8 protein-coding genes and 2 pseudogenes are annotated in these 12,463 nt (G+C 57.9%); 1 reads left to right on the plus strand and 9 read right to left on the minus strand.

The features are described 5' to 3' along the window. Positions 1 to 30 precede the first annotated feature (30 nt). From ACZ1GM_RS01135 to glnE, 9 genes and pseudogenes are all read right to left on the minus strand, one after another. Positions 31 to 1,788 (minus strand): flotillin family protein, encoded by a 1,758-nt coding sequence (locus ACZ1GM_RS01135; RefSeq protein ID WP_472677386.1) that lies wholly within the window; start codon positions 1,786 to 1,788, stop codon positions 31 to 33. Between the two features lie 52 nt (positions 1,789 to 1,840). Then, the gene (locus tag ACZ1GM_RS01140; protein WP_472677387.1) at positions 1,841 to 2,278 is read right to left on the minus strand and encodes an OB-fold-containig protein; all 438 of its coding nucleotides are present in this window, start codon (positions 2,276 to 2,278) and stop codon (positions 1,841 to 1,843) included. Further along, complete coding sequence (locus ACZ1GM_RS01145; protein WP_472677388.1) at positions 2,208 to 2,492, minus strand: hypothetical protein; 285 nt, start codon at positions 2,490 to 2,492, stop codon at positions 2,208 to 2,210. Before ACZ1GM_RS01145 ends, ACZ1GM_RS01140 begins: the two co-directional genes overlap by 71 nt. Positions 2,493 to 2,663: 171 nt before the next feature. Next, positions 2,664 to 3,956, minus strand: a complete 1,293-nt coding sequence (locus ACZ1GM_RS01150; protein ID WP_472677389.1) for a cytochrome P450 — start codon at positions 3,954 to 3,956, stop codon at positions 2,664 to 2,666. Beyond that, positions 3,953 to 5,492 (minus strand): annotated as a pseudogene (locus ACZ1GM_RS01155) (acyl-CoA synthetase). The gene ACZ1GM_RS01150 and the pseudogene ACZ1GM_RS01155 overlap by 4 nt, the downstream one beginning before the upstream one ends. 173 nt (positions 5,493 to 5,665) lie before the next feature. After that, complete coding sequence (locus ACZ1GM_RS01160; protein WP_472677390.1) at positions 5,666 to 6,382, minus strand: M23 family metallopeptidase; 717 nt, start codon at positions 6,380 to 6,382, stop codon at positions 5,666 to 5,668. Between the two features lie 136 nt (positions 6,383 to 6,518). Continuing rightward, a complete protein-coding gene (locus ACZ1GM_RS01165) occupies positions 6,519 to 7,322 on the minus strand; it encodes a ferritin-like domain-containing protein (RefSeq protein WP_472677391.1) in 804 nt (267 codons plus the stop codon). Positions 7,323 to 7,374: 52 nt separating this feature from the next. Beyond that, positions 7,375 to 7,848, minus strand: coding sequence for a peroxiredoxin (locus tag ACZ1GM_RS01170; RefSeq protein WP_472677392.1), 474 nt, complete (start codon positions 7,846 to 7,848; stop codon positions 7,375 to 7,377). A 3-nt stretch (positions 7,849 to 7,851) separates the two neighbouring features. Further along, positions 7,852 to 10,586 (minus strand): annotated as a pseudogene (gene glnE / locus ACZ1GM_RS01175) (bifunctional [glutamate--ammonia ligase]-adenylyl-L-tyrosine phosphorylase/[glutamate--ammonia-ligase] adenylyltransferase). 127 nt (positions 10,587 to 10,713) lie between these two features. On the opposite strand from glnE, the gene ACZ1GM_RS01180 reads away from it, so the two are divergent. Continuing rightward, the gene (locus tag ACZ1GM_RS01180; protein ID WP_472677393.1) at positions 10,714 to 12,420 is read left to right on the plus strand and encodes a M28 family metallopeptidase; all 1,707 of its coding nucleotides are present in this window, start codon (positions 10,714 to 10,716) and stop codon (positions 12,418 to 12,420) included. Positions 12,421 to 12,463 lie beyond the last annotated feature (43 nt).

A 12,463-nucleotide genomic window follows, 5' to 3' on the forward strand; every position in this document is an offset into this window, starting at 1 on the left:
CCGGGAGTGCTGAGACACATTAAGCGAGCGCTACTCGGCGGCTTCAGCCGTCCCTTTACTATCATCGCTCTTTGGCGTCACTTCGGCTTCATTCGATAACGTTAAAGTGTCATCCTCAGCGATCTCGGCTGCCAGAGGAAAACTCTCGCCAGCCTCATCAGCTGCACCTTTGACAAGGCCCGACAAGGACGTGCCATCAAGGCCCAGCTCCTTCATCAAACCGTCAAGCACCGGAGCCTGAGCACGGTATGCGAGCGCAGCAGACACGGCGTCTGTGGCCAGGTTGCCTGAGCCGCCGCCAGCAGCAGGTGCAGAACCACCGCCACCATTGCCGCCGCCCGATTGCGTCAAACCATCGACCTGAACAATCTTGATCGAGTCGATTGCCTCCATCGGCTTGGCGCTCTCTTTGATAACCTCAGGCAGCACCTTGAGCAGGGCCAGCTTCGTCTGAAGGCTGATCTGATCCATTGAGAGGATATTCGCCGCCTCGTTGATCGCTTGCTGACCGGCTGCCTCGACTTCGAAGCGAACCCGTGCGGCGTCTGCACGCAGCTTCTCAGCCTCTGCCTCACCTTCCGCTTCGCGTCGCAACGCCTCAGCGCGGTTTTGCGCAGCGTCCTTTTCAGCTTCAGCCTCGACCTTGATGCCAATTGCTTCACGTTCAGCGTGCTTGGCCGCCTCGATCAGCTCAATGCGCTTCTGACGCTCGGCCACCTCGGTTTCGCGACTGGTCGCCACTTGCTCTTCAGCGGCAACAGCCTTGGCGCGCGCGGCGTCAGCCTCAGCCTTGGCCTGACTTTCTTCACGGCTTTTGTTCTGAACCGCAATCGACTGCTCCTGACGGGCAATCTCAAGCGCACGCTTTTGGTCAATCCGCGCTTCCTCAACCAGACGATCCGCCTCAATCTGCTGCGCATCGACCTGTTTCTTCGCTTCGATCTGCGCCGCCTCGGCTTCCCGTGATCGTTCAGCCTGTTCGCGGGCAATTTCTGCCGTTTGCGCAGCACGACGCACCTCAACCTCACGCTCTTGCTGAAGCCGGGCATATTCATTGTCACGACCGATCTCGAAGCTCTTCTGATCCGCCTCAAGGTTCTTCGTTTCCATCTGAACACGCGTATCCTGCTCAATGTCGTTACGCAGTTTCTTGCGTGCCTCGATCTGCTCAGTCAGCTTGGTCAGACCTTCGGCGTCAAAGGCGTTATTGGCATTGAAGTGCTCAATGCTCGTCTGGTCGAGCCCGGTCAGAGAGACTGATTCCAGCTCCAGACCGTTCATGGCGAGGTCGTTTGACGAGACCTGCTGCACCTTTTGGACAAAATTCGCGCGCTGTTCATGCAGCTCATTCATACTCATGCCCGCCGCGACGGAGCGCAGCGCGTCCACAAACTTACCTTCGACAAGGTCCTTTAACGCCTCTGGCACCATGGTGCGTTGGCCGAGTGTTTGCGCGGCCATCGCTATGGCGCCGGCATCGGGGCGAACACGCACATAAAACTCTGCCTTCACGTCGATCCGCAAGCGGTCGAGCGTGATCAGCGCCTCGGTATCCCGGCGGACCACGGGCAACACGACCGTGTTCATATTGACCGGCATGGTTTCGTGCAGAACCGGCAGCACCAGTGCGCCGCCATTCATAACGACCTTCTCGCCCCCGAAACCTGTTCGCACAAAGGCGACCTCTTTGGTGGCGCGGCGATAGAGCCGGGTGATGGTAAAGACGATTATCAGCAGCGCCAGAAATGCGCCGCCCCCTAAAATTGCGATATCAGTAAGATTTCCCATTATTTCTCCTTAGTGGTGGTCGATCCCGGAATCCGCCGGGGCGGGGGTTTGTTTATGTGTTTGGCGATAGCCGCCGCTCAGACAGAGCCGTTGCGTAGAACTGGTTGCCATCACGGCGGACCAGCAGAACCTGATCTCCTGCGTGTAGTTCGCTGGAGGCTTCATGCGGCTCCACCATGACATGGTGCGGGTGGCCGAAGTGATCGCGCACTTGCGCTCGTGCTGGTGATTGGTGCCTAGCGATGCCATCTGTAATCCGCGCACGGCGGCCAACGAGGCTCTCAAGACCCACAGCGGTAGTTTCATCTTTTGGCAACAGCCTGCCAAGCGGGCGCACGATGGCCCCCGTCACGGGCAGCGCAGCGGCACCTGCCAGGATTGCAGCCAGCCAGCGGTCAAGCGGAGCGCCGGTAAGCGAGTCAGCCAATTGCTGAATGCCAAGGCCGAGCCCTGCAAAGAACAACAGAAACGTTGCTAGCCAGACTGTCATCGGCACGCGGTACCGAACCCGAAAAGCGCAAACAGCCCATCAAGCGGCCCGGTACCGTGATCGCGGCATCGCCATCAGTGTTGGCGTCCAGATCAACGTCGATCTCACCATCACCGAGCATATCAGCCAGCCCGAAAGCCTGTGCCAGTGCCAGGAGCAGCATGATAACCAACGCGGCGGCGAATGGCAGATTATATGGTTCGAGTAGTGTCACATCTTCTCCTTTCTGCCCTTAATCCGGGCGAGCGAAATCGCACTCCCAACCCAAGGGTTGAAAGCTGGACAACGCTTTGTTTTTCCATGCTGTTCATGTAGCAGAAAGGTTACAGAAAATCCAGAAAAATCGGACTAAATCGGTATGAATTTGGCATTCCTCAGGAGTAAATCAGCTGCCTGTAAACCGCAGCGGCAGCGTTTTTAGGCCGCCGACAAAGGTCGACTTCGAACGCTCCGGCCCGCCAGCCAATTCGACACTATCGATCCGGTGGAGCAATGCCTCAAACAACAGGCGCATTTCCAACCGCGCGAGGTGCAACCCCAGGCACTGATGCGCGCCAGAACCAAACGCCAGATGGCGATTGGGGTGCCGAGCGGCGTCAAACCGGCGTGGGTCCTCAAAATGGGCAGGATCGTGATTGGCCGCGACATAATTGATCATCAACCAGTCGCCCTTTTTGATCGGCTGCCCGCCCAGCTCAGTATCCTGAGCGGCAGTCCGCATGAAATGCTGCACGGGAGAGGTCCAGCGGATCGCCTCTTCGACGATACCGGGCAGCAACGAACGGTCGGCTTTAACCCGCGCAAATTGCTCTGGGTCCTTCGCCAGCGCCAACATCGCCCCCGCCGTGCTGGCCGACGTAGTGTCATGGCCAGCCGCCGCCAGAATGATGTAATATCCCATCATATCGCGATCATTGAGAGGCTCTCCATCAACAGTCGCATTGGCAATTGTGCTCGCGACATCGCCAGTTGGATTGGCGCGTTTCTCAGCCGTCAGCTTGGCAAAGTACGCCTCAAAATCCTTCACCGCACCTGCGACCAATTGCGTGATCTGCTCCGGTGTCATTTCGGCCATGCCAGACTGGTTCAGATCATCATCCTGCCCGCCAAACATCTGCTGCGTCAGCATAAGCATGCGCGCTTCGTCTTCCTCCGGCACGCCCAGGATCTGCATAACCACATGCAGCGGATAAGGCGCAGAGACGACCTCCACAAAATCAGCCTCAGGGCCTGCATCAACGAGGCGCTGCGCCGTCTTTTGCGCGAGCGCGCGGATCTCATCCTCAACACTGCGCAGGTTCTTGGGCATGAACCATTCCTGCGTCAGCTTGCGGTATTTCATGTGGATCGGCGCATCGAAGGTGACGAGACTGGCGACCATATGTTCGCTGCCGCCGGTCATCGCCTTGGAAAACTCAATCCCTTCGGTTAGCGAGAAGACCACAGATTGTGGGTTGTTGAGATAGGTCGCATTGTCTTTGGAGACCTGCAGAACTTCATCATAACCGCTCACCAGCCAAAATGGGCGGTGAAGGCTATCGATGCCCTCAACGCGCGCGACGGGGGTTTCGCTTCTGATGCGATCAAACCGGTCAAGCAGTGGATCCCACGCTGCATAGCTCGCCGGATCAATGACTGCACGGCCATCATCGACAGATAGAGTAGGTATCCCGCTCATGCGTCCGCCCCGGCTTTGCCTGCAAATTCATCGCGCAACTCGCGCTTGTAGAGCTTACCATTCGCCTCTCGCGGCAGGTCAGGCCGAAAATCGAACAGCTTGGGCATCTTTATGCGGGCGAGGTCGGACGCAAGAAAATCGCGCAGCTCCTGTTCCAACGCATCGCCGGCATCGCCCATGTCGATGGGCTGCACCACTGCGACCACCCGCTCACCCAAATCAGGGCATGGCGCGCCGATCACCGCCGCATCCATCACCTTGTCATGGGTGACCAACAGGTTCTCGATCTCTTGCGGGTAGATATTCACCCCGCCTGAAATGATCATGTGACTCTTGCGATCGGTGAGAAACAGAAAACCCTCCTCATTCACATGGCCAATATCGCCTAGGGTCATCCAGCCATTGGGATGCATCGCCTCAGCGGTCTTTTCCGGATCGTTATGGTATGTCGGCAGCAGCGCGTTCTCATAGAAAATCAGGCCATCTTCGCCCGCTGGCACCTCTTCACCGTCAGGCCCGCAAACATGCAGCGTGCCGTATATCGATTTGCCTACCGTGCCCGGATATTGCAGCCATTCGGGCGCATGAACCATGGTCATACCAACCCCCTCTGACCCAGCATAATATTCGTTCACAATAGGGCCCCACCATTCGATCATCGCCTGCTTTATCGGCACAGGGCAGGGCGCGGCGGCGTGCAAAGCGCGCTGGTGCGAGGAGAGATCGTATTTCGTGCGCTCTTCCTCGGTCAGCTTGAGGAAGCGAACGAAATGCGTCGGGACCCATTGGCTGTCAGTGACCTTGTATTTCTCAATCGCTGCGAGAGCAGTGTGTGGATCAAACTTCTCCATCATCACGACCGTCCCGCCCAGGCGATGCACTGTCGAGCACCAGCCAATCGGCGCGGCGTGATAGAGCGGGGCAGGCGACAGATAGACCATGCTGCCATCTGCGGGCATGCGCGCGCCCATCATCGCAAGGCCCATCAGCGGGTTTGCTGCCTGAGGATCGGGATCCTCTGGCGGTGCCGGACGAATTCCCTTGGGGCGCCCTGTTGTGCCTGAGGAGTACAGCATCACCAGGCCAGCCTGCTGATCTGAAATGGGCTCGTACCGGGTACGCGTCTAAAGCTGCTGCAAAACTTTCTCCTCCGTCGTCATCGACCAACAGAACAGGAAGATCCGGGCAAGCGCTTCGAATCTCAGGCAACACGCCGTCAAACGCATGCGATGTAATCAGCAGCTTCACCTCGCCATCATTGAGAATGTAGCTGATTTCCGGCGCGGTCAGCCGCGTTGAGATGGGTACGAGCATGGTGCCCGCACGCTGAGACCCCCAAATCAGGGTGAAGAATTCCATCCGGTTTTCGAGCAGGACGGCAAACGCATCATCGGGCCTAAAGCCTCGCGCTCTCAGGAGCTGCGCGAACCGATTAGCTTGGGCATCCATTTCGCCAAAAGTCATCGTTACGCCGCTGCCGGCCATAATCACGGCAGGGTGATCAGGCCGCGTCTGCGCGTGCTGAATGGGGTGCATTTCTCTCTCCGGTTGGACTCTTTGTTGGTCTCTATGTGAAACCTAGCCAACGCGCGGAAACGGGCAAGCAGAATCGTTGGAGAGCGGGGCGGAGGTACACCGCACAAACGAAAACGGCGACGGATCACTCCATCGCCGAAATCTCAATTCAAATTGCCGCTATTGCGTCGGAGCTATCTTACTCCGGCCCGCCGCCTACGTACCGTGCCTCTGCCCATCGCCTTGTCATAGGCAAGCGTCGCGTCCGTGCCGTTCATAAACGGGATCGGGTTCACCGCCACGCCATCGACGCGGACTTCATAGTGCAAGTGCGGTCCCGTAGAGCGACCCGTTGATCCGACATAGCCGATCACATCGCCTTTCTTCACATGCTGGCCAGCATTGACGGCCAGTTTAGACATGTGGGCATACCGGGTCTGTAAATCGCCGCCATGCTCGATCGCGATATAAAGACCATAACTGGAAAACCAGTCGGCGCGGCCAACAACACCATCTGCTGTTGCATAGATTGGCGTGCCTGTTGGAGCTGCCAGATCAACGCCCTTGTGACGTGCCCGACGCTTTAAAACAGGGTGCTTGCGCATACCATAGCCACTGGTCAGGCGCAGCGCGTCCAGCGGTGAACGTGAAGGGATCGCAACGCTGGTGGTGGCGGGGCCATCATCTTCCAGTGATTCCCAGCTTGCAAAAAGCTGTTTGAACTGGCGATCATGCGCAGCACCGCTGAGCGGATCACCAACCACCGGAACCTGTGAAATAGGAGCCAGCGCACCTTCCTCGACGTCAGCTGGAGAGCCATCTTCGGCTGCTGCTGGGCTAGCGGCCATTGAGAGGCTGGCAAGTGCAACCAGCACGCCAATTTTTTTACCGCCGGTAGGAACTTTTATCATTACGACCCGTTTCCATACTGTGCGCTTTATGCGCCTAAAGCTTGATGATCGAGCCCACCCCCGGCGGTTTCAACCGTCCAAAACGTCACAGATTCGTGCCGCTTTTTGTTAACTTTTGCGTATCCGGGCCAAAAGTTTACGAAGCAATACCAATATAGAAGTCCCGCGATAAACCGGCAGACTCGCGGGCTGAGTCGTTGAATGGCGCTTTGATGCGCCCGGCAAAGTGGGATTTTACGAGGTTTTGCCACATTTCCGGCGCGTTTTGCCCCTTTTCCTCAGAAATTCGCGAAAAATGCTTTGAGCCGAACGCGACATGGCGAATTTCATCGTCAAGGATTCGCTGCAAAATTTTTGCACCATTGGCATCCCCTTGCGATCTGACACGCTCCAAGGTCGCGGGGGTCACATCCAGCCCACGGGCCTCCAGCACCATTGGAACGACCGCCAGTCTGGCAGCTACGTCATGCGCCGTATCCTGGGCTGACTGCCATAATCCATCATGCGCGGGCAGAGCCGTATAGAACGAGCCCAAGGTCTTAAGCTTTCGATCAAGCAGCGAATAATGCATGGCCTCATCGGCGGCGACTGACAGAAAATCATCGACGAATTCATCGCCCATTTGCGCACCAAACCGCCCGACCATATCAAGCGCCAGATCAATCGCGACAAATTCGATATGCGCGAGCGCATGCCACAGCGCGATGCGCCCATTGACCGAAGTGCCCTTGCTACGCTTGGGCATTTGTGACGGTTCTCTTAGCTCGAGCGTGTCGGGCGACGCCGGGCGGTCAGGCATCTCTGTATTAAGTTTGGGCGCAAGCCTGCCCTGCCGCCAATCACGGACCAGCTTGCGTGTCGCGAACACCTTTGCCTGCGGGTCACCGGTTAGCAGCGCACTGCGAATTGCATCGCCCAGATTGGGCCGCTTGTCACTCATGTCATTTGCCTCAAGCCGAATGCGTCAGGCCGAATGCGTCAGGCCGAATGCGTCAGGCGGCGCGCGCCGCCTCAAGAACCTCTTCGGCGTGACCTTTTACCTTCACCTTGTTCCACACGCGCAGGATCGTGCCATCTTCACCGACCAGATAGGTCGTGCGGACCATGCCCATATAGGTCTTGCCGTACATCTTTTTCTCAGTCCAAATGCCCAGGGCATCTGACAATCCATCTTCCTCTGCATCAGTGGCAAGCTGCGTGGTCAGACTATGCTTGGCAATGAAGTTCTGGTGCTTCTTGGCCGAATCCTTGCTGATCCCGAGCAAAGCAACACCGGCCTTCTCAAAATCGCCTTTCATAGCTGAAAAGTCCTTCGCCTCGGTCGTACAGCCCGGCGTGTTATCCTTGGGATAGAAAAAGAATACCGCCTTTTTGCCCGCGGAATCACTTGCCTTTACCGTCCCACCATCGGGTGTTTCCATGGCAAGATCGGGCATCTTATCGCCTTCGCCAATCACATCACTCATCAATCATTCCCCAAATCTATCAAGTTGCAGTTCTTGCCCAAATTCTTTGTGCCAATGCTGCGCCACAATGTGCCGCGCGTCATCCATAACGCGCAATAGCTCAGCAAGGTCCCGGCATCGCGCCTGCTGCGCCAGAACATCCGCCGCCGCTGGTCGCGGCACCGCCAGATCCGGCGCAAGCAGCCGGGTGCCGACCAGAATGCGAGTCAACATGGCATAAGCTTCGCCGAGTTCATCGCTGACCAATCCGGCTTGCGCAAGGTCGCTGATCGCAATCGCAAGATCCGGATTAAGTCCGCGCCCTGCCCGTAACTGAATCGAGTGAATGCAAAACTCCAGATCGACCAACCCACCGCGCAGTAATTTGACATCAAGCGGACCCTTCGCCGACTTGTTGTCAGCCATCGTGCCGCGCATGTCGAGAATATCGCGATGAAGCGCGCCAGCATCGTCACTTTTGCGAGCAACATCGTTTATAATGGAGGTAACATCGGCAACATGGCGACTACTCCCGGCAATGACGCGCGCCCGCATCAGCGCCATATGCTCCCACGTCCATGCCCCTTCACGCTGATACTTTTCGAAAGACGCGATGCTAACTGCTAGCGGTCCTTGCTTACCTTGCGGACGCAGACGCGTATCTACCTCGTACAACGCGCCCTCGGCTGTCGGGACACTCAACGCGGCGCTGACCCGCTGAGCAAGACGGTTGAAATATAGCGTTTGGCCGAGCGGTCGCGGCCCATCAGATTCCTCAGTATCTCCCTGGGTAAACAGATAGATGAGATCGAGATCAGAGGCATGGGTCAGGATACCGCCGCCCAACCGGCCCAGCCCAAGCACCAGCAATTCCGCGCCCTCAATCTGGCCGTGCTGTTTTGCAAACTCTGCGCTGGCTTCAGCAACCGCAACCTGTATCGCCGCCTCTGCGACGCGCGACAGACCTGCCGCAATCTCAAGCGGTTCCTGGACTGCCTCAATCAATTGCATGCCAAGTGCAAAACGCTTTTCACCCGTGACAATACGAATGCGATCAAGCCGCCGCTCATAGTCATCATCGGCTTCTCCCCGACGCATCTGCGCGGCAAGAGCGTTGACAGAACCCGGCAGGTCAAACGCGCTGCGATCGATAAGCGTATCGAGTAACTCTGGTCGGCGGGCCAACTCCTGCGCGAGTGGCGGCGCCAGCACCAAGCATTTGCACAGCAGATCAAACAGGGCTGGTCGCGCCTCGAGCAGGCGGAAAAAATTGATCGCGCTAGGCAAACGTTCCAGCAGGCTTTCCCAGCGCGCCAACGCCATTTCCGGATCGTCGCTTTCCGCCAACGCTTCGAGCAAATTTGGGCGGATTGCGTCGAAAGCCTCGATCGCTGCATCGCTCTTAAGCGCACGATATCGGCCATCCGACCAACCCATGACGCGCGATGCCAGACCATCGGCTTCGACCTCGTGAAGCTCATCGGCCAACACGGTGATCGGCGCTTGCGGCGGCACCACTTTGTCCTGCTCTTCAGCTTGGTCCACATCCCGCTCTATCAGGGAACCAAACAGATTGCGTACCGGCCCGCAAATCTGCTCCAAATCATCGATGAGCCCGGACCCGTTCGTATATCCGCTCAGCTGCGCCACATTCTCAAGCGCCTCTCCTTCAGGTACGCTGTGCGTCTGTCGGTCTGCGACCATTTGCAGGCGGTGCTCGACGATGCGCAGGCGGTTGTAAGAGTGGCCGAGAGCCTGCGCCTCTTCACTTGAAACCAGACCCGCGTCGGCCAGCGCGCCCAGTGTCGCGCGGGTTCCCCTCAGCCGTAATGCTGAATTGCGGCCACCATGAATAAGCTGATGCGTTTGCGCGAAAAACTCGACCTCGCGGATGCCGCCGCGCCCAAGCTTTACGTTATAGCCAGGCGCAGGTTTTCGCGGACCGGTCTGTTGTTCGCGAATGCGTAGGGACAGCCTGCGAATCTCGTTGATCGCTCCAAAATCGAGACTGCGCCGCCACACGAAAGGCCGGATCGTTTCAAGAAATGCCTCGCCGCGGGCAACATCGCCCGCCGCTGCGCGAGCGCGGATAAAGGCCGCCCGTTCCCAGGTCATCGCCAGGCTTTCATAATGCGTGGTCGCCGCACCGATCGAGATGGCCAATGGACTGACTTCAGAGGCCGGGCGCAGCCTCCAGGTCGACACGAAAAACATACCCTGCATCGGTGGTTTCGGACAAAAGCCGCACCACCTCGCGGGCATAACGCTGCGCTGCTTCGGTACGGTTCATCACGATCCCGCCGGGGCAGGATTTCGGGGTCGTAAAGCAGGATAGGATCGATATCAGAACTGTAATTTAGTTCACCCGCGCCATGCTTGCCCAGCGCAAGTGCCACGAAACCATCCGGCTCCGCATCGGGTACATACCGATGGATCGCAGCCCGTATCGCCCGGTCCAGTGCGCGGTCAGCAAAACTGCTCAATTCCTGCATGACCCGTTTGAGAGAGAATGCCCCCGCAAGATCACCAATGCCCAGCACCAAGGCCAGGGCATTGCGTTCCTGCCGCAGGGCCAACCCAACTGCAGAGGTATTCGCCCCTGCGGATTTGGCCAAAGCGAGTGCCCTCTCGCCTTCACCCTGAGATAGAAGATCATGCATTTCCGGATGCTGGCTAAGCAGCCGCCCGAGAAAAGGCGAGTGCGCCCGCGCCCGGTCTAGTGCACTCTTCCAATCAACATCAGGAGCGGATGAATTCATCCGGTATCCACTGCCCCGCTGATCGCGCCAGCGCAAGCGGATGCTTGCCGCAGCGGTCAAGCTCTGCGAGATAGGGCCATTGATTGGCATGAATTTAGCCCTGCCAAGAGAGAGGGAATCGAGATTGATGAAGAAATTTATGTTTGCGGCGGCGGCTGTAGCGGGGCTTTCGCTATCAGCCTGTGACGTTCTCAGCGAAGGCGCGGGAAGCGATGAGGCATCCTTGGTCATCCCTGACGTGGAACCGGGTGAGCTCAATCAAGCGACCATGGTCGACATTACCCGAGAACTCTCGACTGATGAGTTTCAGGGTCGGATGCCCGGCACAGTCGGCGAAGAGAAAACGGTCGCCTTGCTCACCGAACGCTTCGAGGCAGCGGGACTGGAGCCGGGCAATAACGGGTCTTGGGTGCAGAATGTGCCGCTGGTCGAAATTACGGGCAAGAATTTCGCGCCGCTGACTATTTCTGGCGGGGATAGCGACATTGCACTGGAATACGGCCCGGATTGGGTTGGCGTCACGTATCGCGAAGATGCGCAAACGAGCCTTGAGGACAGCGAACTGGTCTTTGTCGGCTATGGCATCAATGCGCCAGAGCGCGACTGGAACGATTATGACGGGATCGACATGACCGGCAAAACGGCTGTCATTCTCGTCAATGACCCAGACTTCGGCACCGAAAGTCTCGAGGGGCCGTTCGGCGGTAAGGCCATGACCTATTACGGGCGTTGGACATACAAATACGAAGAGGCTGCAAAGCAAGGCGCAGCAGGCGCGATCATCATCCACGAAACAGAGCCGGCATCCTATGGCTGGAATGTTGTCGAAAGCAGCTGGTCAGGTCCACAAGCCTACGCCCAGCGCGGCCCTGATGCCCCCACTCAGACAATCATGAATGGCTGGGTCCAGAAAGAGGTGGCTGACAGGATCTTCGCCGCCGCAGGTCAGGATCTGACCGAGCTATCTGCCATGGCGAAAACTGATGGGTTCAAGCCTGTTTCACTTGGCCTCAACGCATCGACCAGCTTTGAAAACGACATTCGCACGTTCGAATCGCAGAACGTAATCGGCGTTCTTCCGGGCAGTGAGCGACCCGACGAATATGTCATTCACACCGCACATTGGGACCATCTCGGCATTTGTACGCCTGCGCCCGATGGCGACAATATCTGCAATGGCGCAGTCGACAATGCCACCGGCACCGCGGCTTTGGTAGCGCTGGCAGAAGCCCACGCCAAAGCAGGCGCGCCTGCACGCAGTCTCGTCTTTCTGGCGGTCACGGCTGAGGAATCGGGCCTGCTGGGCGCGCATTATTATGCTCAAAACCCTGTCTTTCCGCTCGCCCAGACCGTGGGCGGTATCAACATGGATGCCTTCCTGGTGGCAGGGCCAAGCAAAGATGTGACTGTGGTCGGGCCCGGCAAATCTCAGCTTGATGCCTATCTCGAAGCAGCCCTTGAGCTGGATGGGCGGGTGGCAACACCTAACCCCAACCCAGAGGCAGGATATTACTATCGTTCCGATCACTTCGCCTTTGCCAAGCGCGGCGTACCGATGCTGTATGTTGATGGCGGTGAGGATCTGGTTGATGGCGGACGCGAGGCAGGCGCTGCCATCGCGAACGAGTATCGCGAGAATCGCTATCACGGTCCCAAGGACGAGTTCGACGAGAATTGGGACTGGTCCGGCGTGATGGCCGATCTGCAGCTTTACTATCGTCTAGGCCGGATGCTGGGGAACACCCCAAGCTGGCCGAACTGGAATGACGGTGATGAGTTCCGCAATATTCGCGACGAGGATTGCGCCGCCGCGAGTGCAGGCTGCGGCGCGTAATCGCACACTTCGCTGCCGTAAGACTCACTGAGCTCTAAGCCAA

Source organism: Qipengyuania sp. JB2-7 (assembly GCF_055693485.1).